Below are 20,652 nucleotides of genomic sequence, written 5' to 3'. Positions count from 1 at the left end.
ACCGCGGACGGCGCGCCCCCGACCCACGACGCACAGCGCGCGGACGCGGAGCCGGAGGCGGGCCGCGGGCGGACTGGCCCCGCCCCGGCCGGGGGGCTACGGCATCAGGCCGATCCGCCGTGCCGTGACCACCGCCTCCAGGCGGGTGTGGGCGCCGAGTTTGCGCATGGCCGAGCGGAGATAGCCCTTCACGGTCTCGGGGCGCAGCCCCAAGCGCGCCGCAGCCCCCGCGTTGGTCGCCCCCGCCGCGATGCAGGACAGCACGTCCAGTTCGCGCGGCGCGAGCCGGACGCCGAACGCCCGGCCCGGCGCCCGGTCGTCGTCCGCGCGTGTACGGGGCCGGGCGTCCGTCCCCGCCGCGGCGGCGAGCCGCCGGCAGACCGCGTGGATCTCCTCGCGCAGCGCCGGGTCCGTCACGCGTGGTGCCAGCGCCCGCAGAGCGCTGTGCGCTTCGCGGACCTCCTCCCACGCGGCGGGCCCCAGCGGGCGGCCCGGATCCCCCGCCGCGGGCGGGTGGGTGGCCAGCAGCCGCTGCGCCTCGTCCCGTACGGCCAGCGCCTGTTCCAGCTCGCGCGCCGCCTCGACCGCGGCGCTCAGCGTGCGGTCGCCGAGGCTCAGCGACTCGGGCAGCGCGCCGTACAGCACCCCGCGCACCCGGCGGCGTACGACGACGGGCACCGCCAGCACCGCGCCGAGACCCTCCATCGCCACCGCCGCGTCGTACTCGTGGCTGATCGCGCGCGATGCGCGGTAGTCGGCCACCGCCACCGGCCTGGTGAGGGCCAGGGACTTGCCGCCGATGCCGTTGCCCGTCGCCACCACGAGCCCGCGCAGCGCGGAGGTCCGCGTACCGCTCAGCTCCCCGATGCGCAACTGCCTGTTGTCCTCCAGGAGTCCGCCGAATGCGATCGGCAGGCCGCTGGTGCGGCGCAGGTTCAGCAGCGCCGCTCGTATCTCGACCGCTTCGCCCGTCTGCGCCACCGCCAACCCCCTTCACCCCCGTCCGGGGGTAGTGAGACCCAGGTCACTGATTACACGATGCTAGTCAGCGGTCCGGCAATGAGGAGGACACATGGCGGCAACCGGTGCGACAGAGGAGTTCCGGGAAGCCCGGGATTTCCTGCTGCGTCACAGAGAGGACTGTGACGCGGCATATGCCGGATTCCGCTGGCCGCGGCCCGAGCACTTCAACTGGGCGCTCGACTGGTTCGACCGGATCGCCGAGGGAAACGACCGCCCGGCCCTGCACATCGTCGAGGAGGACGGCACCGAGGCCCGGTTCACCTTCGCCGGGATGCGCGCCCGCTCCGACCGGGTCGCGAACTGGCTGCGCGAGCAGGGCGTACGGGCAGAGGACCGGATCGTCGTCATGCTCGGCAACCAGGTCGAGCTGTGGGAGACCGCGCTGGCCGCGATGAAACTGCGGGCCGTCGTCATCCCCGCGACCCCGCTGCTCGGGCCGCTCGACCTCACCGACCGGATCGAGCGCGGCAAGGCCCGGCACGTGGTCGTACAGGCCGAGGACACCGGCAAGTTCGACGAGGTGCCCGGGGGCTACACCCGGATCTCCGTGGGCGGCGCGGCGCCGGGCTGGCTGCCGTACGAGGAGGCGTACGGCGTCTCCGGGACCTTCGAGCCGGACGGGCCCACCCGCGCCTCCGGCCCGCTGATGCTCTACTTCACCTCCGGCACCACAGCCCGGCCCAAACTGGTCGAACACACCCATATCTCCTATCCGGTGGGCCATCTGGCGACGATGTACTGGATCGGACTGCGCCCCGGGGACGTGCACCTCAACATCTCCTCGCCGGGCTGGGCCAAGCACGCCTGGAGCAACCTCTTCGCCCCCTGGAACGCCGAGGCGACCGTCTTCATCCACAACTACACGCGCTTCGACGCCTCCCGGCTCATGGCGGAGATGGACCGCTGCGGGGTGACGAGCTTCTGCGCACCGCCTACTGTCTGGCGGATGCTCATCCAGGCCGACCTCACCCAGCTCCGCACGCCACCGCGCGAGGCCGTCGCCGCGGGCGAGCCGCTCAACCCGGAGGTCATCGAGCGCGTGCGGGAGACCTGGGGCGTCACCATCCGGGACGGCTTCGGCCAGACCGAGACGGCCGTGCAGGTCGCCAACACGCCCGGCCAGCCCCTGAAGACCGGCTCCATGGGGCGGCCGACGCCCGGCTTCGCGGTCGCGCTGCTCGACCCGGTCACCGGCGAGCCCGGCGACGAGGGCGAGATCTGCCTCGACCTCGACCCGGACGCCGGCGGGGGAGCGCCGGTCGGCCTGATGACGGGGTATCACGGCGACCCGGAGCGCACGGCCGAGGCCATGGCGGGCGGCTACTACCGCACCGGCGACATCGGCTCGCGCGACGCCGACGGCTATATCACTTATGTCGGGCGCTCCGACGACGTCTTCAAGGCGTCCGATTACAAGATCTCGCCGTTCGAGCTGGAGAGCGCGCTGCTGGAGCACGAGGCGGTCGCCGAAGCCGCCGTCGTGCCGGCCCCGGACCCCCTACGGCTGGCCGTGCCCAAGGCGTACATCGTGCTCGCCTCGGGGTGGGAGCCGGGCCCGGAGACCGCGAAGACCCTGTTCGCGCACTCCAGGGAGACCCTGGCGCCCTACAAGCGCGTGCGCCGTATCGAGTTCGCCGACCTGCCCAAGACCGTGTCGGGGAAGATCCGCAGGGTCGAACTGCGCGAGCGCACCGCCCGTACTCCTGAGGGAAGCGCCGCCGAATACCGCGAAGGGGACTACACATGACCGAGCTCTCCTACACCAGCGGCACCGGCACGGCCCCGCTGCTCGGCGACACCATCGGGGCCAACCTGGACCGGGCGATCGCGGCGTACCCCGACCGCGAGGCGCTCGTCGACATCCCGACGGGGCGGCGCTGGACGTACGCCGAGTTCGGCCGCACCGTGGACGACGTGGCGCTCGGGCTGCTCGCCAAGGGCGTCCGGAAGGGCGTCAGGGTCGGGATCTGGGCGGTCAACTGCGCCGAGTGGGTCCTCGTCCAGTACGCGACGGCGCGGATTGGCGCGATCATGGTCAACATCAACCCGGCCTACCGCGTGCACGAGCTGGAGTACGTGCTGAAGCAGGCCGGCATCGAGGTGCTGATCTCGTCCGTGGCCCACAAGACCAGCGACTACCGGCGGATGGTCGAGCAGGTCCGCGCCCAGTGCCCTGCGCTGCGCGACGTCGTCTACATCGGCGACCCGACCTGGCACGGGCTCATCGCGGCGGGCGCGAAGGTCCCGCGCGAGCGGCTCGCGGCCCGGGCGGCGGAGCTGAGCTGCGACGACCCGGTCAACATCCAGTACACCTCGGGCACGACCGGCTTCCCCAAGGGCGCCACCCTCTCCCACCACAACATCCTCAACAACGGGTACTGGGTGGGGGAGATGATCGGCTACACCGAGCGGGACCGGGTGTGCCTGCCGGTGCCCTTCTACCACTGCTTCGGCATGGTCATGGGCAACCTCGGCGCCACCAGCCACGGCGCGTGCATCGTCATCCCGGCCCCGAGCTTCGACCCGGAGGCGACGCTGAGCGCCGTCGAGCGCGAGCAGTGCACCTCGCTCTACGGCGTGCCGACGATGTTCATCGCCGAGCTCAACCTGCCGGACTTCGCCACGTACGACCTGTCCTCGCTGCGCACCGGGATCATGGCCGGATCGCCGTGCCCGGTGGAGGTGATGAAGCGGGTCGTGGCCGAGATGCACATGGCCGAGGTGTCCATCTGCTACGGCATGACCGAGACCTCGCCCGTCTCGACGCAGACCCGGCGCGACGACGACCTGGAGCGGCGCACGGGGACGGTCGGGCGGGTGCTGCCGCACATCGAGGTGAAGGTCATCGACCCGGCGACCGGGCTGACGGTGGAGCGCGGCGAGCCGGGCGAGCTGTGCACCCGCGGCTACAGCGTCATGCTCGGCTACTGGGAGGAGCCGGAGCGGACGGCGGAGGCGGTCGACGCGGGCCGCTGGATGCACACGGGCGACCTCGCGGTCATGCGGGAGGACGGCTATGTGCAGATCGTCGGCCGGATCAAGGACATGATCATCCGGGGCGGGGAGAACGTCTACCCGCGCGAGATCGAGGAGTTCCTGCACCGCCACCCGAAGATCGCCGACGTGCAGGTGGTGGGCGTGCCGGACGAGCAGTACGGCGAGGAGATCCTGGCCTGCGTGATCCTCCGCGACCCGGCCCAGTCGCTCAGCCGCGACGAACTCGCCCGCTACTGCCGGGGGCGGCTCGCGCACTACAAGGTGCCGCGCTATCTGCAGGTCATGGACTCCTTCCCGATGACGGTCAGCGGGAAGGTGCGGAAGGTGGAGCTGCGGGAGCGGTTCGCGGAGGGCATGCGGCCCTCCGCGGAGGAGGGCGGGCGTTCCTCCGGGCCGCCGTCGGACCGGCTCGCGACGGCTTAGGGGCGCCCGGCGGTGCGTGGGTCGGGGCCGGGGCGGGGTGGTCCCTCTGGGGCTGCATGATTTACGGGCCGGCACGGTTGTTCGCCCACTGCGGGCGTCCGCAGGCCGGCCCACAAATCACGCTTTACGCCCCTGCCGGGACCACCCCGCCCCGGCCCCTTCCGCCGTCCCGCGGCTGGCTCCTTGGTCCCGGAAGCAGGCGCTCTCGCGGGCCCAATGCCGTACCGCCGCAGGCGGTGAAAGCGAACCCCTATTCCGTCGCGTCGCGGTGGATGCCCAGGGCCTCCTGGGCCTCGGGGGAGAGGCCGAAGACGACGTCGGGTCCGCCCTCCGGGAGGACTCCGAGGGACACCAGCTCCTTGTCGGCCAGCGACCTGAGCCGCTGCCTGACGTCCTCGCCCAGCTGCTCGGCGAGGTCGTCCTCGGTCGGGTTGTCACCGGCTGCCAGCCGCTCGCCGAGGTAGGACAGGAGCGACCGCTCCTCGCTGGTGAGGTCGATTTCCATGGTTCGACGGTAGTCCGGCAGCCCCGCGGCCGCCGCTTCAGGCCCCCATGCGGATGAGGTCGTCCGCCGCGTCGTTCACCGGCTGCGGCGTGCCCGTCAGGTCCATGACGAAGAGCGGTACGCGCAGGTCGTCGGCGCGGGAGCGGGCTTCGCGGGCGTATCCGGCGAGCGAGAAGAACACGCTCTCCGCGGACGCGGCCAGCCCGTTGAGCCACAGGCACTCGACGTCGCGGAGCGTGGAGGGCCGGGTGGTGGGGTCCACCTGGGCGACGACGCCCCGGCCGCGCAGGTCCACCCCCGAGATCGCCCGGTCGTCGGCGCACGCGACGTCCTGGAAGCCCAGCCACTTCAGGTACTGCGCGGCCGCGATGACCGCGTCCCGGCTCGTACGGATCGTCACCGGCCGGAACGCCGGGCGCAGCACGGCCGAGGAGGGCGCCTGCGTACGGGCGCCCGAGCCGGCGGACGAGGAGCCGGACCCCGCCCCGGCCCCGGAGCCGGAACCGGACCCGGAGCCGAAGCCGCCGGAGCCCTGGGTGGTCGGGCTCGTCACCTGCGCCTTCGGCGGGGGCGCCACCGGGAGGCGCAGGAGCGCGCCGCACGGGCAGCCGAGCTCCGGCTGCGGCCACTGGTCCTCCCGTTCACAGGACGGGCAGCGGACCGTGACCCAGCTCTCCTCCCAAGTGTGGTGGCGCAGCGGCTCCGGCTTCGCTCCCGGCTGGACGGGCACGGTCAGCGGAGCCCCGCAGGCGCAGGGAAAAGTGAGGGGGGAGAAGGAGTGCTCGCGGCGGCACGCCGGGCACCGTACCGGCACGCTCTCTGCCATGTTCGGCTCCAGCACGGTTCCGTAGAAGGGGTGTTGATCCCATCGTCCACGAAGCGCGCCCCCTTGTGGAGGGAGCTGCGCCATTCGTTCGCACGCATGACCCGCACCCGTAACACCGTGCCCGGGCCCGAGCCCGCAGGAGGGACGTGGCGCCCGGGCCCGTCCGGGCACCGCGCCCCTCCCTCGACCGCCGCCCCCGGCCTCAGCGCAGGGGCGCGATCGAGGTCGGCGCGTGGCCCGGCTCGGTGGCCAGTTCCTCGAATTCGACGACGTTGCTGATGTCGGCGGTGGTGCTCATCGAGATGTTGGTGATCCGCTCCAGGATCGCCTCGACCACGACCGGCACGCGGTGCTCGGCGGCGAGCTTCTTGGCCTGCTCGAAGGCGGCGCCCAGCTCGTTCGGGTCGGTGACCCGGATCGCCTTGCAGCCCAGGCCCTCCGCGACCTTGACATGATCCACGCCGTAGACGCCCAGCTCGGGCGAGTTGATGTTCTCGAATTCCAGACTGACCTGGAAGTTGATGTCCAGACCGATCTGCGCCTGGCGGATCAGGCCGAGGTAGGAGTTGTTCACCAGGACGTGGACGTAGGGGATGCGGTGCTGGGCGCCGACGGCCAGCTCCTCGAGCATGAACTGGAAGTCGTAGTCGCCGGAGAGCGCGACGACCTGGGCGTCCGGGTCGGCGGTGGCGACGCCCAGCGCGGCAGGGACGGTCCAGCCGAGCGGGCCCGCCTGGCCGCAGTTGATCCAGTGGCGCGGCCGGTAGACGTGCAGCATCTGCGCGCCGGCGATCTGGGAGAGGCCGATGGTGGTGACGTAGCGGGTCTCCGGGCCGAAGGCCTTGTTCATCTCCTCGTAGACGCGCTGCGGCTTCATGGGGATGTCGTCGAAGTGCGTACGCCGCAGCAGCGTGGACCTTCGCTCGTGGGTGGAGGCGATCCACTCGGAGCGGTCGGGCAGTCTGCCGGCCGCCTTCAGATCCCTGGCCACATCGACGAAGAGCTCCAGGGCCGCCCTGGCGTCCGAGGTGATGCCGTAGTCGGGGGCGAAGATCCTGCCGATCTGGGTGGGCTCGATGTCCACGTGGACGAACTTCCGGCCCCGGGTGTAGACGTCCAGCTTGTAGCCGGTGTGGCGGTTGGCCCAGCGGTTGCCGATGCCGAGGACGAAGTCCGACTCCAGGAAGGTGGCGTTGCCGTAGCGGTGCGAGGTCTGCAGTCCGACCATGCCGGCGTTCAGCTCGTGGTCGTCCGGGATCGTGCCCCAGCCCATAAGGGTGGGGATGACCGGGGTGCCGGTCAGCTCGGCGAACTCGACGAGCAGGTCGGAGGCGTCGGCGTTGATGACGCCGCCGCCTGCGACGATCAGCGGGCGCTCCGACTCCAGGAGGAAGGAGATCGCCTTCTCGATCTGGGCGCGGGTGGCCGCGGGCTTGTAGACGGGCAGTGGCTCGTACGTCTCGGGGTCGAACTCGATCTCCGTCAGCTGGACGTCGATCGGCAGGTCGATCAGGACCGGGCCGGGACGGCCGGAGCGCATCAGGTGGAAGGCCTGCTGGAAGACGCCCGGGACCTGTGCGGCCTCGAGGACCGTGGTGGCCTTCTTGGTGACCGGCGCCGCGATCGAGGCGATGTCGACGGCCTGGAAGTCCTCCTTGTGGATCACGGAGGTCGGGGCCTGGCCGGTGATGCACAGAATCGGGATCGAGTCGCCGGTCGCCGAGTAGAGACCGGTGATCATGTCCGTGCCGGCCGGGCCCGATGTGCCGATGCACACGCCGATGTTGCCGGGGTTGGCCCGCGTGTAGCCCTCAGCCATGTGCGACGCGCCCTCGACGTGACGGGCGAGCGTGTGATGGACCCCACCGGAGGCCTTGAGCGCCGCGTAGAACGGGTTGATCGCCGCGCCCGGAACGCCGAACGCGGTGTCCACGCCTTCGCGCTTGAGGATTTCAACTGCCGCGCGTGCGGCCGTCATTCGAGGCATCGAGTTCTCCTGATTCGACCGGGTGCGGTGCCCGGACCGTACGGGGGCGGGGCTCCGCGCAGAGGGGTGGTGGTGCCGGGCGCCGCGGCGGCCGCGGTCACTCGCCCCTCCCTGCCGGGGGAGTTCTGCCACCGCACTGGCACGCTGCCGCCGCGGCGGGCCCGGATCCGAAGCGGCCGGCCGTCAGGTCGCAGCCGCTGCCGGCCCGTACCGGCCGGCCACCCCTCATCGGGCCGGCCGGTACGGGAGCGCAAGGTGCTGACCTCCCGTCAGCCCTCGCGCGGCTCTGTTGCGCGCCGTTCAGTCGTCGCGCAGCTCGTGGACCGCGGCCTCGACGCGCTTGCCGTAGTCCGGGTCGGCGGCGCGGAAGTGAGCGAGGTTCTTCTCGATCACGTCGTCGCGGCTGACCCGCGAGAGTCCGGCGGCGATGTTGGCCACCAGACGCTGCTTGTCCTCCTCCGACATCAGCCGGTAGAGCTCACCGGCCTGGAAACTCGGTCGTCAGCGCGCGCTTCGACATGGTGACCTTCCGTGCAGCTGTTGCGTGAGCGTGGGGCTCCGGGCGGCGGCGCCTTGGGCGCGACAGGACAGTTGTCAGCGCCGCCGCCCGGAAACTCGGGGGCCCGGCCCTCGGGTCAGGCCTCGACCCGCTGCCCGGAGAGGCGCTCGACGGCGCGCAGCAGAGCGGAGTGGTCGAGGCCGCCGTCGCCCTGGGCGCGCAGGGAGGCGACGAGCTGGGCGACGACGGCCCCGACGGGCAGTGCCGCACCGACGGCGCGGGCCGCGTCGGTGACGATGCCCATGTCCTTGTGGTGCAGGTCGATGCGGAAGCCCGGCGTGAAGTCGCGCTTGAGGAAGTTGTCCTTCTTGCGGGTCAGGACCGTCGAACCGGCCAGGCCGCCGTTCAGGACATCGAGCGCGGCGGTGAGGTCCACGCCGGACTTCTCCAGAAAGACCACGGCCTCGGCGCAGGCCTGGATGTTGACGGCGACGATCAGCTGGTTGGCGGCCTTGACCGTCTGGCCGGAGCCGTGCGGGCCGCACAGGACGACGGTCCTGCCCAGCGCCTCGAAGACCGGCCTGGCCTCGTCGAAGTCGGCCTGCTCGCCGCCGACCATGATGGACAGCACGGCCTCGATGGCCCCGGCCTCGCCGCCCGAGACCGGGGCGTCCAGGACGCGAATGCCCTTCCCGGCCGCGGACTTGGCGAGGTCGATGGAGGTCTGCGGAGTGATCGAGGACATGTCGATCAGCAGCGCGCCGGACTTCGCGTTCTCGAGGATGCCGTCCTCGCCGTAGGCGATGGCCTCGACCTGAGGGGAGGCCGGGACCATGGTGATCACGACATCGGCGTCCCCGACCGCCTCGGCGATGGAGGCGGCGGCGGTGCCGCCGCTCGCCGCGAGCCGGTCGAGCTTCTCCTGTTCGAGGGTGTAACCGGTGACGGAGTAGCCGGCCTTGATGAGGTTCTCGGCCATGGGGGAGCCCATGATGCCGAGGCCTATCCAGGCGACCTTGGGGAGTGTGGTGGTGCTCATGACGTCCTCTCACTGAGGTGGTACGTGCGTGGCGCCTTCGGGGCCGCCGGCTCCCTCCGGCGGCTGCGCCGCCGGAGGGAGCAGCCGCTTGCGGCGGGCCGCGGCGGCCAGATCGTGCGTGTTCGCGTGCGCGCAGCGCTCTTACGCGGCGCGGTGCTCGGCGGGGAGCCAGTCGAAGGCGCCCGCGGCGGGGGACTTGTACTCGAGGCCGATCCAGCCCTCGTAACCCGCCTTGTCCAGGCGGTCGAACAGGCCGGTGAAGTCGAGGTCGCCGGAGCCGGGGGCGCCGCGGCCCGGGTTGTCCGCGATCTGTACGTGCCCGGTCCTGGCGGTGTGGCGGTCGATGACCTCGTACAGGTCCTCGCCGTTCATCGCCAGGTGGTGAAGGTCCATCAGGAACCTGGCGTTGCCGAGCCCGGTGGCGGCGTTCACCCGGTCCACGACCTCGATCGCGGACTCCGCGCTCACCAGCGGGTACTGCGGCGACTCCGGCTGGTTGAGCGCCTCGATCAGCAGGACCGCGCCCACCCGGTCGGCCGCGCGGGCGGCCAGGACCAGATTCTCCAGCGCGAGCTCGTCCTGGACCTGCGGGTCCACGCCCGCAACGCGGTTGCCGTAGAGCGCGTTCAGTGCCCCGCAGCCCACGGACTGCGCGAAGTCCGCGGCGACGTCGATGTTCGCCCGGAAGCGGTCCGACTCCTCACCGGGGATCGACAGCGCGCCGCGGTCGGGGCCCGGGAGCTGCCCGGCGTAGAAGTTCAGGCCCACCAGCTGCGTGCCGGCGTCGTTCAGAGCGTCCCGCAGGGCGTCGAGCTCGGATGGTTCGGGGGTGGGGGAGTCGACCCAGGGCCACCACAGCTCGACCGCGGTGAAGCCGGCCGCGGCGGCGGCCGCCGGGCGCTCCAGGAGCGGGAGCTCGGTGAGGAGGATCGAGAGATTCACATCGAAGCGCTGGTCGGTGGGTCCCATGAGGGGTTGGGCACTCCTTCCGTATTGCGGAAGTTTATTTCTGCTTGATGGAAGCGTGCCTGTGGTCCGGGAGGGCTGTCAAGTGGGGCTGCCGGATCTGTCGCAGTGGGCGCTAGGTTGAGGGCGTGAGACTGAGGGTGGAATTCACGACCGAGCCGTTCGATCTCGACGAGCCGCCGCAGCACGCGGTCGTCGCCCGCGAGGTCGTTCAGGCCGCCGAGCTGGACGCCGTCGACGTCGGCCCGTTCGGCAATACCGCGGAGGGTCCGGCCGGGGCGGTGCTGACCGCCGTGGACGAGCTGCTGCGCAAGTCCCTGGAGGCCGGTGCGACCCGGGTGTCGCTCCAGGTCAATGTGATCGGGGAGGGCGAGGGATGACCGAGCCCGCCGACCACCCGTTCATCGCGGCCGTGAAGCCGCTGGTCGACGCCATGGGCGGTGACATGATCGCCCCGGAGCTCGCCCAGGGCGACGACGTCGTCCTGGCCTGGGAGGGGCGGGACCTGGTGGCCGTACGGCTGCCCCATCTGTCCGACTCGCTGGACCACATCCTCGCCGAGCTGGAGCGGCGGCACGGCGTGCCGCTCTCCGAACTGGAGCGCAAGGAGAAGCAGTCGGTCGTCCGGATATTGGAGGCACGTGGTGCCTTCTCCGTACGGCATGGCGTGGAGACGGTTGCCTCCGCCCTGGGAGTCAGCCGTTTCACCGTCTACAACTACCTGAACAGGGAAAACGCGGCGAAGGGGCAGTAAGTCCCGCCGCGACGGCGAGCAACCGTTACGGCGCAGTCCGGCCGTGCCGAACCAGCTCAACCCGTCGACGGGACACCCCGCCGAAGTCGCCGGGCTTTCAACAAAGTGTTGACGTGGTGTCCTGCGAGGGCTTTAGCTAGGCGCAGCCCGTCAGCATCAGCCACGGAAGGCTTTTCCCGTGACGTCGAGCCCCACACCGGGCCTGGTCCGGTTCAACACCTCCGACAACAGCGCGGCCCGCGCCGCACTGCACGAGGTGTGCGCCAGTTCGGCGTGGGGGAGCAAGCTGCTCGCCCAGCGCCCGTACGCCACGACCGACGCCCTGCTCGCCGCGAGCGACGCCGCCATCGCCGAGCTCACCGCGGACGACCTGGCCGAGGCCGTGGCCGGGCACCCGCCGATCGGGCGGCCGAAGCCGGGCGACCCCACCTCGCGGCGCGAGCAGAGCGGAGTGCGGGAGTCCCTGCGCGAGGAACTGCTCGAGCTCAACCTGGCCTACCAGGAGAGGTTCGGTCACGTCTTCCTGATCTGTGCGACCGGCCGGACCGGAGACCAGATGCTGGCCGCACTCAAGGAGCGGCTCCGCAACGACCAGGACACCGAGCGCGAGATCGTCCGCACCGAGCTGGGGAAGATCAACCGCATCCGGCTGACCCGCCTCGTGGAAGAAGGAGCCGCCGCATGAGCACCCAAGCCGCCGCCTCGGTGTCCACGCACATCCTGGACACCAGCATCGGCCGCCCCGCGGAAGGGGTCGCCGTCGAGCTGTCCGTACGCAGCGGCGGCCAGGCTGCGTGGACCGCGCACGGCGCCTCCAGGACCGACGCGGACGGGCGCTGCAAGGACCTCCCGGCTCTGCCGGAGGGCACCACCCACGTACGGCTCCTCTTCGAAACCGAGCCGTACTTCGCGCACCAGCAAGCCGAGGAACAGCAGGACGCCCCCCGCGTAAGGGACAGCGGAGCCTTCTTCCCGGAGGTGGCGATCACCTTCGCCGCCGAGCCGGGCGAGCACTACCACGTGCCGCTGCTGCTCAACCCGTTCGGCTACTCCGTATACCGAGGGAGCTAGCACCGACATGTCACCTTCTCTCCCGCCCACCCGCCCGGTGGTTCTCGGTCAGAACCAGTACGGGAAAGCAGAGAACCGCGTCGTCAGAATCACGCGGGACGGCGACACCCACCACATCAAGGACCTCAACGTCTCCGTCGCCCTCTCCGGCGACATGGACGAGGTGCACTACAGCGGCAGCAACGCCAGCGTCCTGCCGACCGACACGACCAAGAACACCGTCTACGCCTTCGCCAAGCGGTACGGGATCGAGTCGGCCGAGCAGTTCGGCATCCACCTGGCCCGCCACTTCGTGACCAGCCAGGAGCCGATCCACCGGGCGCGCATCCGCATCGAGGAGTACGCCTGGGAGCGGATCGAGACCTCCGACGCCCACGCTCAGTCCAGCGGAGCCGACGGGATCGAGCACTCCTTCGTCCGCAAGGGCCAGGAGATCCGCACCGCGCAGATCACCTTCGACGGCGAGAGCTGGGAGGTCGTCACCGGCCTGAAGGACCTCACCGTCATGAACTCCACCAACTCGGAGTTCTGGGGCTATGTGAAGGACAGGTACACGACCCTCAAGGAGGCGTACGACCGCATCCTCGCCACCCAGGTGCACGCCCGCTGGCGCTACAACTGGACCAGTGACGAGGAGCGGATGCCGGACTGGGAGAAGTCGTACGCGCAGGCGCGCAAGCACCTGTTGCAGGCCTTCGCCGAGACCTACAGCCTGTCGCTGCAGCAGACGCTGTACCAGATGGGCTCGCGGATGATCAACAGCCGCTCGGAGATCGACGAGGTCCGCCTCTCGCTGCCGAACAAGCATCACTTCCTGGTGGACCTGGAGCCGTTCGGGCTGAAGAACGACAACGAGGTCTACTTCGCCGCCGACCGCCCGTACGGGCTCATCGAGGCCACCGTGCTGCGGGACGGCGTCGAGCCGCGGATCCCGGTCGACCTCACCAACCTCTGACCCGTCACCACCCACCCTCCGACGCGCGGCGCCGGCGTCATCAGCCCCAGGGGCCTGAGGGAGAGCGGGGGCATCTGCGCAACCGAGCAGCACCGCGGACCCGGTCGTCACCCCGCTCGACCCCCGGGCCCGCGCCACTGAAGGAAAAAGAGGAACCGTGATGGCAGCCCAGCGCATCGTGATCGAGAACTGCGCGATCGCCACCGTGGACGCGGATGACACCGAGTACGCCTCGGGCCATGTCGTCGTAGCGGACAACCGCATCGAGTCGGTGGGTCCGGGCAAGGCCCCCGAGGGGCTCGAAGACGTCCTTCGGCGTGTCGACGGCACCGGGCACCTGGTGACCCCCGGCCTGGTCAACACCCACCACCACTTCTACCAGTGGATCACCCGGGGCCTCGCCCAGGACTCCAGCCTCTTCAACTGGCTGGTCGCCCTCTACCCGGTCTGGGCGCGCATCGACGAGCCCATGGTCCACGCGGCCGCCCGGGGCTCGCTCGCGATGATGGTCCGCGGCGGCGTGACGACGGCGTTCGACCACCACTACATCTTCCCGCAGGGCGCGGGCGACCTGCTCGGCGCGGAGATCCGCGCTGCCCGCGAGATGGGCGTACGCTTCACCGCAGCCCGCGGTTCCATGGACCGCGGCCAGTCGGACGGCGGCCTGCCGCCGGACTTCGCCGTCGAGGCCACCGAGGCCGCGCTGATCGCCACCGAGGAGGCGATCGACACGTACCACGACGCCTCGTCCGGCTCGATGCTGCAGATCGCCGCCGCGCCCTGCTCGCCCTTCTCGGTCTCCACGGACCTGCTGCGCGAGGCCGCCGTGCTGGCCCGGCGCAAGCGCGTACGGCTGCACACCCACGGCTCGGAGACCGTGGAGGAGGAGAAGTTCTGCGACGAGCTCTTCGGCATGGGCCCGACCGACTACTTCGAGTCGACCGGCTGGCTCGGCGAGGACGTGTGGATGGCGCACTGCGTCCACATGAACGACTCCGACATCGCCGCCTTCGCCCGTACGAAGACCGGCGTCGCGCACTGCCCGTCCTCCAACGCGCGGCTGGCCGCGGGCATCGCGCGCGTGCCGGACATGCTGGCCGCCGGGATCCCGGTCGGCCTCGGCGTCGACGGCACGGCGTCCAACGAGTCGGGCGAACTGCACACCGAGCTGCGCAACGCGCTGCTCATCAACCGCCTCGGGGACAGGCGCGAGCACGCGCTGAACGCCCGTCAGGCACTGCGCCTGGGCACATACGGCGGCGCGCAAGTGCTGGGCCGGGCGGGCGAGATCGGCTCGCTCGAGGCGGGCAAGCTGGCCGACCTGGTGCTGTGGAAGCTGGACGGCATCGGGCACTCCTCCATCGCCGACCCGGTCGCGGCCCTCGTCTTCGGCGCGGCCGCCCCGGTCACGCTCTCGCTGATCAACGGCAGGCCGGTCGTGGAGGCGGGCCGCCTGACGACCGCCGACGAGGACGCCATCGCCCGCGGCGCGCGGGAGCAGGCGCGGCGGCTGGCGCGGATCGCCGACGGCGGCTGACGGACGGTAGGCGGCTGGCGCCAGCACGTAACTGGCGCAAGAGGCAACCTGCGCGAGCAGGCTACCGGCGCAAGCAGGCAACCCGGCGTGAGTAGCCGACTGCCGTAAGAGGCTCCGGCTGGGAGGGACGGCTCCCGGCCGGCGGCCGCGGACCCGAGCGGGGGCCGTGGCAGCTGCCGGGCCCCGGGGGCGCGACCCAAGGTCCATGCCCCCGGGGCCGGTTCAGCACACTGATCCCGATCGCCGCCCCTGGCACCGCGGCGGTGGCGCGCTGAGCGGGCCGGCGCGGTCGGCTCGGCCGGCCGGCCGGTCAGTCGATGTGGTAGCTGTCGCCGTAGACCTTCCAGTCCAGCGGCGTGTCCAGGTTGAGGTTGCCGTCGTTGAGGAAGACCCGCTGGGCCGTGTCCACCCGGCTGGTGTCGCTGTGGGCCTCCTCCTGCTTCATGGCCCACACCCGCGCGTCGAGGAAGGCGTGCAGGTACTTCACCTCGTCGCCGCCCTCGGACGGTGGCTTCGCCTCGGCGAGGGCCTTCTCGCGGATCGAGCCGAAGCTCGTCTCGTCGTCGCCGTCGCCGTGCATCACGATCGCGTCGTAGTACGCGAACTGGCCGAGCGTCCCGATGCCGTCCTCCTTCCCCCGGCTGACCGCCGGGTTGAAGTAGACCCGGTCGCGCTCGTCGTCCTGCGCCTTCGTGAACTCCGGGTCCTGCGCGGCCTTCTCCCAGTCGCCGGTGAACGTCGGGTCGAGGCCCTCGTGCGAGTCGCTGCCGTTCACCTCGCGCAGCGCGGGCAGGTACTTGGCGAGGACGTTGTCCGGCTTCCGCTGGGTGTAGAGCTCCACCAGGTCCAGCATGTCGCCGGTGCCGGAACAGAAGCCGATGATGCCCGCCGTGTAGCCGCGGCCGTCGCCGATGTCCTCTATGTACTTGTACTGCGCCTTCCAGTCCAGCGAGGAGTTCTCCGCGCTGGACACCAGCTTCATCGCTATTTCCTTCTTCTCCGGGTCGTCGAGCCCGGAAGCCGCCTCGGCGGTCTGCTCCTGCTCCTGCGCCTGCTCCTGCGCCCGGGACTGGGCCGCGGGCTTCTGCTCCTCGGTCGCGGCCGTCGCGGCCACTGCCGTGGCCGGGATCGCGAGCAGGGCCAGGCCGAGCAGGAGACGCGAGGCGGACCGAAGTCCCTTGCCGGTCGAGCGGGTTCGCATAAGTCCTCCGGTGGGGGGTTGTTGTGGCCCGGCGAACGAATCGTTAGGAACCTTTCCTATCAGGCTCCACCGCGGACGTATACCCGTCAAGCCCCGGAGCCTTCGACCGGTGGGTGAAACCCGTACCGCCTCTCGCCCCTCTTTGAGGGCGAGCGGCTTCGCAAGGAAGCCGGAAAAACTACCCAGAGCCGTGAAACAACTATGTTTACCCGTACGTTCTCTTACGTGCGGGGGGTCGGCGGACTTCAGCTGCCGGCCCGATGAACCCGGACGCGCGCCGTCGCGTCTGAAGGGAGGGTCGTGGAGAGACGCCGGCGCCCCTCCCGGGCACAAGGAGGAGAAAGTCATGCGACCGTTCGCGTTGAATTACGCCCGTCCGGCCGTGCACCCACCCGCCGTGACCCCTTACGCCTACGAATCCACGCGGCAGTTGAACGTCCTGTCCGACGGGCGCCCTGCCATCGAGGACCCGGCGGTGCTGCTCGCGGCCGGCACCACCACCTCCACCGCGGGGTCCAAGACGCACTTCGACGACTGACCGACCCGCCCATGACCGTGCTGGTCCTGACCTGCGAAGAGGATGTGACCGCGGACATGGTGGTGTCCGCGCTGAACGCATCCGGAGTCCCGGTCGTACGCCTCGATCCCGCCGACCTCCCCGGCGACGTCGCCCTGTCGGCCGAGTACGTCCAGGGCGACTTCCACGGGCACCTGTCGAGCGGCGGGCGCGTCGTGAGCATGAACGGCCTGCGCTCGATATGGATCCGAAGACCCGGCGCGCCCGGAGCGCACGCCGTCGAGCAGTCCGCCTGGCTCACGGCCGAGTCCACACAGGCGCTGTACGGAACGCTGAGTTGTACCCCGGCGCGCTGGATGAATCACCCCAACGCGGCCGCGCAGGCCCGCTACAAGCCGTGGCAGCTGCAGGTCGCCCGGCACAGCGCCTTCGCCGTGCCCCCGACCCTGATCACCACGTTCCCGCAGGTGGCGCGCGAGTTCGCCGGCCGGTACCCGGACCTCGTCGTCAAGTCGGTCTCCGGGGCGCACCCCAGCGACCCGCCGTTGGCGCTGCCCACCACCCGTATCGAGCCGGACGCGGACTTCGCGGAAGTCGCGGCCGGCCCCACCCTTCTTCAGCAACTCGTACCCAAGCGCGCGGACATCCGGCTGACCTGTGTGGGCGACGCGCTGTTCGCCGCCCGGAAGGCGGCCGACCCCGACCAGGTGGACGGGCGGTTCGCCGAGAACGGCCACCCCTGGGAGGCCACCGAACTGCCCGCCCGCATCGGTCCTGCCGTCCGCGCCTACATGAACACCGCGCGGCTCGCCTACGGCGCTTTCGACTTCGCCGAGGACGAGGACGGCACCTGGTGGTTTCTCGAGTGCAACCAGGGCGGGCAGTTCGGCTTCATCCAGCTGGAGACCGAGCAGCCCATCGCCGAAGCCGTCGCAGCCTGGCTGGCCACCGGCGCCGTCCGGCCTGGCCACCGGCGCCGCCCGGCAGACGGCTTGGCAGGGAGGCCTGACAAGGGGTCTGACAGTCCCTGAGAGGGAGGCGAGTCAGCTCAGCAGCTCGTACGCGGGCAGGGTGAGGAAGTCCGCATAGTCCTCATCCAGCGCGACCCTGAGCAGCAGGTCGTGCGCCTGGCGCCACATGCCCGCCGCGAACGCCTCCTCGCCGATCTCCTCGCGGATCGCGGCCAGTTCCCCGTCCGCGACCCTGCGGACCAGCTCAGGCGTGGCCTTCTCGCCGTTCTCGAAGACCACGCCCGCGTTGATCCACTGCCAGATCTGGGAGCGGGAGATCTCCGCGGTCGCCGCGTCCTCCATCAGGTTGAAGATGGCGACGGCGCCGAGCCCGCGCAGCCATGCTTCGATGTAACGGGTGCCCACCTGCACGGCGTTGCGCAGCCCCTCATACGTGGGCCTGGCGTCCAGCGACGCGATGTCGGTCAGCTGCTCCGCCGTCACGTGGACGTCCTCGCGCAGCCGGTCCTTCTGGTTCGGCTTCTCGCCGAGGACCGCGTCGAAGGAGGCGCGGGCCACCGGCACCAGGTCCGGGTGCGCCACCCACGATCCGTCGAAGCCGTCCCCGGCCTCGCGGTCCTTGTCGGCCTTCACCTTCTCCAGCGCCCTGGCGTTGACCTCGGGGTCGCGGCGGGAGGGGATGAACGCGGCCATGCCGCCGATGGCGTGGGCGCCGCGCTTGTGGCACGTACGGACCAGGAGTTCGGTGTAGGCGCGCATGAACGGGGCGGTCATGGTCACCGCGTTGCGGTCCGGCAGGACGAACCTGGGCCCGCCGTCACGGAAGTTCTTGACGATGGAGAACAGGTAGTCCCAGCGGCCCGCGTTGAGCCCGGAGGCGTGGTCGCGCAGCTCGTAGAGGATCTCCTCCATCTCGTACGCGGCGGTGATCGTCTCGATCAGCACGGTGGCGCGGATGGTGCCCTGCGGAAGGCCCACGTAGTCCTGCGCGAAGACGAAGACGTCGTTCCACAGGCGCGCCTCGAGGTGCGACTCGAGCTTCGGGAGGTAGAAGTACGGGCCTTTGCCAAGGTCGATCAGGCGCTGCGCGTTGTGGAAGAAGTAGAGCCCGAAGTCGACGAGGGCGCCGGGGACCGCGCGGTCGCCTACGCGCACGTGCCGCTCGTCCAGGTGCCAGCCGCGCGGCCGCACCACGACGGTCGCGAGCTCCTCGGCGGGCTTCAGGGCGTACGTCTTGCCCTCGGGGCCGGTGAAGTCGATCCGGCGCTCGTAGGCGTCGATCAGGTTGAGCTGGCCGAGGACGACGTTCTCCCAGGTGGGAGCCGAGGCGTCCTCGAAGTCGGCGAGCCAGACCTTGGCGCCCGAATTGAGCGCGTTGATGGTCATCTTGCGGTCCGTGGGGCCGGTGATCTCCACGCGCCGGTCGTCGAGCGCGGCGGGCGCCGGGGCGACCTTCCACTCGCCCTCGCGGATGTGCGCGGTCTCGGGCAGGAAGTCCAGTGCGCTGGTCCTGGCGATCTCGGCACGGCGCTCCTTGCGCAGCGTGAGGAGCTCGTCGCGGCGGGGGGTGAACCGCTGGTGGAGTGCGGCGATGAAGGCGAGGGCCGCGTGGTTGAGGACCTCGCCCTGCCGTGCCGGTGCCCGGCCGGGATCGACGTCGACGACGGCCGGCTGCGACGGCGCTGGTGCGGGCATGAGCTGTCACTCCATTCAGCGGTCGGTGCCCGGAGGGCCGCGGGATCACCGGCGCACGGCACGGGGTGCCGTCGGCTCCGGATGCGGTCGCGGGCGCCGTCTGAGGTTCAGGGCGCTTCTGACCAGTGGAGAATAGTTTCCTTATGGTGGAAGTTCAAGGTCTGTTGACGTCGAGATAATTCTTGCGGTGATACACGGGCCCTCGGGTGGCTCTGAGTGCCACCTCCGAGACTGTTCTTGCTGGAGCCGCGCCGCGAGGTGTGTGTGACGTGGGAGAAGAACGTTGGCATCCTCCTCGCCATGAATGGCGAGGATTCCCCTTCTCAGGGGTTTCGGCCGGTTGCCCGGCCTACGGGTTCCTGCTTCGCGGACCGGCTGGTGCCGAGGTCTCCACAGGCTGGGAACGCGAGCCCCGCGTCCCTTTGGTTCTTTGCCGCGTTGACGTCGGCGTGGTCCCGGTGTCCGCAGGCGGTGCACTCGAAGGCCGCTTGGCTCTTGCGGCTCTTCGCGTCCACGTGCCCGCACCGGTTGCACGTCTGAGACGTGTAGGCGGGGTTGACGAGAAGAATCTGGCTGCCCGTGTGGCGGGCGGCGTTGCGGAGGGCAAGTTCCAGCTTGTGCCAGCCCTTATCGAGGATCGCATGGTTGAGCCCAGCTTTCTGCTTGACGTTGCGGCCCGGCTGGGCGAGTGTCACGGACGCGCTCGCGGTCATGTTCCGGGTGCGTAGGTCTTCGAGGACCACAAGAGCGTTGCGGGCGGTGATGCGGTTGGCGGTGTAGGCGCAAAAGTCGTTACGCCGGTCGGCGACCCGGCGCATTATCCGGCCCATGGCTGCGACCGTCTTACACCGGTTCGCTGATCCCTTCCGCTGGCGGGCCAGCTCCTGCTGCAACCTGCGGTACCGGACCGTCTCGCCGGGGGTGATGAAGTGCCGGTCGTAGAAGGTGCCGTCACTGGTGACAGCCGCGATCGTCACCCCCCTGTCGATACCGACGGCGGTGTCCGGCATCGCGTGTATTTCCGGCGTCTTGCACCTGTCGTCAACGAGGAAGGACACGAACCACTGCCCGCCCTTGCGGCCAACAGTCGCCGAGCGGATCTGGCCGCCGAGGGGGCGAGACCAGCGGAATCGGACCCATCCCAGCTTGGGAAGTTTCACGCGCCCCCACTTGCGGCCCAGCCGTTCCACCGTGATGAGGTTCCCTGCGGGGAACCGGAACGACGGTGACCATCGCGCCTTCGAGCGCCACCGGACGTTGAACGTGCCGCGTTCATGGCACGAACGGTCCAGATCCCGGAGGGTCTGTTGCAGCACGTGCGACGGCGCCCTCTTCAACCACGCGTGCTCACGCTTGGCCTCAGCGAGTTCGGCGGCCTGGGGCACGTAGTTCATCCACGCCCCACGCCTGCGGTATTCCCTGCGCTGTTCGAGGGCAGTGTTCCATACAGCGCGGCAGATATCCCCGAACTCCTCGCACTGCTCAGCCTGTTCGGCCGTAAGCTCAAGTCGGTATCTGCGACCGGACAGCACACGAACACCCCCTCCAACTGATGTGATCACGCTAGCGCGGGCCACTGACAACGCAGCGGACTTGAGCCGCTTCGCTGCTCCGGGCCAAGGATGGGCTAACCCTCAGCTGAAGCAGGGGTCTGCGCCCAGGACAAGGGATAACTCATCTGGGACG

General features: G+C 70.4%; 19 protein-coding genes and 1 pseudogene. 10 read left to right on the top strand and 10 right to left on the bottom strand.

All coding sequences use genetic code 11. The annotated features are described in order from the left end of the window. Window positions 1-96: 96 nt before the first annotated feature. Complete coding sequence (locus tag ACTWP8_RS25020; protein WP_443324371.1) at window positions 97-981, bottom strand: LuxR C-terminal-related transcriptional regulator; 885 nt, start codon at window positions 979-981, stop codon at window positions 97-99. A gap of 91 nt (window positions 982-1,072) precedes the next feature. On the opposite strand from ACTWP8_RS25020, the gene ACTWP8_RS25015 reads away from it, so the two are divergent. After that, a complete protein-coding gene (locus ACTWP8_RS25015; protein WP_443324370.1) occupies window positions 1,073-2,770 on the top strand; it encodes an AMP-binding protein in 1,698 nt (565 codons plus the stop codon). Beyond that, window positions 2,767-4,443: an AMP-binding protein gene (locus ACTWP8_RS25010; RefSeq protein ID WP_443324369.1), complete on the top strand. Its 1,677-nt coding sequence runs from the start codon at window positions 2,767-2,769 to the stop codon at window positions 4,441-4,443. Before ACTWP8_RS25015 ends, ACTWP8_RS25010 begins: the two co-directional genes overlap by 4 nt. A 250-nt stretch (window positions 4,444-4,693) precedes the next feature. Here ACTWP8_RS25010 and ACTWP8_RS25005 read toward each other — a convergent pair whose 3' ends face one another. The 6 genes and pseudogenes from ACTWP8_RS25005 to ACTWP8_RS24980 form a co-directional block, all read right to left on the bottom strand. Next, window positions 4,694-4,948 (bottom strand): hypothetical protein, encoded by a 255-nt coding sequence (locus ACTWP8_RS25005; protein WP_443317122.1) that lies wholly within the window; start codon window positions 4,946-4,948, stop codon window positions 4,694-4,696. A 37-nt stretch (window positions 4,949-4,985) separates the two neighbouring features. Next, entirely contained in the window at window positions 4,986-5,774 is a 789-nt protein-coding gene (locus ACTWP8_RS25000) for a hypothetical protein (protein WP_443324368.1), read from the bottom strand. Window positions 5,775-5,976: 202 nt separating this feature from the next. Continuing rightward, window positions 5,977-7,752, bottom strand: coding sequence for a glyoxylate carboligase (gene gcl, locus ACTWP8_RS24995; RefSeq protein WP_443324416.1), 1,776 nt, complete (start codon window positions 7,750-7,752; stop codon window positions 5,977-5,979). A 309-nt stretch (window positions 7,753-8,061) separates the two neighbouring features. Further along, window positions 8,062-8,253: pseudogene (locus ACTWP8_RS24990) on the bottom strand (catalase-related domain-containing protein); the annotation flags it as partial. Between the two features lie 143 nt (window positions 8,254-8,396). Next, window positions 8,397-9,299, bottom strand: a complete 903-nt coding sequence (locus tag ACTWP8_RS24985) for a 2-hydroxy-3-oxopropionate reductase (RefSeq protein WP_443324367.1) — start codon at window positions 9,297-9,299, stop codon at window positions 8,397-8,399. Window positions 9,300-9,440: 141 nt separating this feature from the next. After that, window positions 9,441-10,268: a TIM barrel protein gene (locus tag ACTWP8_RS24980; RefSeq protein WP_443324366.1), complete on the bottom strand. Its 828-nt coding sequence runs from the start codon at window positions 10,266-10,268 to the stop codon at window positions 9,441-9,443. A gap of 125 nt (window positions 10,269-10,393) precedes the next feature. Between ACTWP8_RS24980 and ACTWP8_RS24975 the strand changes: the two genes are divergently transcribed. The 6 genes from ACTWP8_RS24975 to ACTWP8_RS24950 all read left to right on the top strand — a co-directional run bounded on the left by ACTWP8_RS24975 (window position 10,394) and on the right by ACTWP8_RS24950 (window position 14,582). Continuing rightward, window positions 10,394-10,645, top strand: coding sequence for a hypothetical protein (locus ACTWP8_RS24975; protein WP_443317117.1), 252 nt, complete (start codon window positions 10,394-10,396; stop codon window positions 10,643-10,645). After that, complete coding sequence (locus tag ACTWP8_RS24970; protein ID WP_443324365.1) at window positions 10,642-11,019, top strand: helix-turn-helix domain-containing protein; 378 nt, start codon at window positions 10,642-10,644, stop codon at window positions 11,017-11,019. Before ACTWP8_RS24975 ends, ACTWP8_RS24970 begins: the two co-directional genes overlap by 4 nt. A gap of 178 nt (window positions 11,020-11,197) precedes the next feature. Further along, the gene (gene uraD, locus ACTWP8_RS24965; RefSeq protein WP_443324364.1) at window positions 11,198-11,704 is read left to right on the top strand and encodes a 2-oxo-4-hydroxy-4-carboxy-5-ureidoimidazoline decarboxylase; all 507 of its coding nucleotides are present in this window, start codon (window positions 11,198-11,200) and stop codon (window positions 11,702-11,704) included. Continuing rightward, on the top strand, window positions 11,701-12,090 hold the full coding sequence (gene uraH, locus ACTWP8_RS24960) for a hydroxyisourate hydrolase (protein ID WP_443324363.1): 390 nt from the start codon (window positions 11,701-11,703) through the stop codon (window positions 12,088-12,090). Before uraD ends, uraH begins: the two co-directional genes overlap by 4 nt. A 7-nt stretch (window positions 12,091-12,097) precedes the next feature. Beyond that, on the top strand, window positions 12,098-13,045 hold the full coding sequence (gene pucL / locus ACTWP8_RS24955; protein WP_443324362.1) for a factor-independent urate hydroxylase: 948 nt from the start codon (window positions 12,098-12,100) through the stop codon (window positions 13,043-13,045). A 160-nt stretch (window positions 13,046-13,205) separates the two neighbouring features. Then, a complete protein-coding gene (locus tag ACTWP8_RS24950; protein WP_443324361.1) occupies window positions 13,206-14,582 on the top strand; it encodes an 8-oxoguanine deaminase in 1,377 nt (458 codons plus the stop codon). A gap of 310 nt (window positions 14,583-14,892) precedes the next feature. On the opposite strand, the gene ACTWP8_RS24945 is transcribed toward ACTWP8_RS24950, so the two are convergent. Further along, entirely contained in the window at window positions 14,893-15,783 is an 891-nt protein-coding gene (locus ACTWP8_RS24945; protein WP_443324360.1) for a chitosanase, read from the bottom strand. 346 nt (window positions 15,784-16,129) lie between these two features. Between ACTWP8_RS24945 and tgmA the strand changes: the two genes are divergently transcribed. Together tgmA and tgmB are read left to right on the top strand one after the other, a co-directional pair. After that, window positions 16,130-16,321, top strand: coding sequence for a putative ATP-grasp-modified RiPP (gene tgmA / locus ACTWP8_RS24940; protein ID WP_443317110.1), 192 nt, complete (start codon window positions 16,130-16,132; stop codon window positions 16,319-16,321). An 11-nt stretch (window positions 16,322-16,332) separates the two neighbouring features. Beyond that, window positions 16,333-17,331, top strand: a complete 999-nt coding sequence (gene tgmB / locus ACTWP8_RS24935) for an ATP-grasp ribosomal peptide maturase (protein WP_443324359.1) — start codon at window positions 16,333-16,335, stop codon at window positions 17,329-17,331. A 12-nt stretch (window positions 17,332-17,343) separates the two neighbouring features. Here the strand turns inward: tgmB and aceB are convergent, their stop codons facing one another. After that, window positions 17,344-18,966, bottom strand: coding sequence for a malate synthase A (aceB, locus tag ACTWP8_RS24930; protein ID WP_443324358.1), 1,623 nt, complete (start codon window positions 18,964-18,966; stop codon window positions 17,344-17,346). A gap of 323 nt (window positions 18,967-19,289) precedes the next feature. Beyond that, window positions 19,290-20,498 carry an RNA-guided endonuclease InsQ/TnpB family protein gene (locus ACTWP8_RS24925; protein ID WP_443324357.1) on the bottom strand — a complete coding sequence of 403 codons (1,209 nt, stop codon included), beginning with the start codon at window positions 20,496-20,498 and terminating at the stop codon, window positions 19,290-19,292. Between the last annotated feature and the right edge of the window lie 154 nt (window positions 20,499-20,652).

It is taken from the genome of Streptomyces sp. 7N604 (genome assembly GCF_052245475.1).
Classification (GTDB): Bacteria; Actinomycetota; Actinomycetes; order Streptomycetales; family Streptomycetaceae; genus Streptomyces.
The sequence above is the reverse complement of the archived record's forward strand: the minus strand, read 5'-3'. Positions and strand labels throughout refer to the sequence as shown.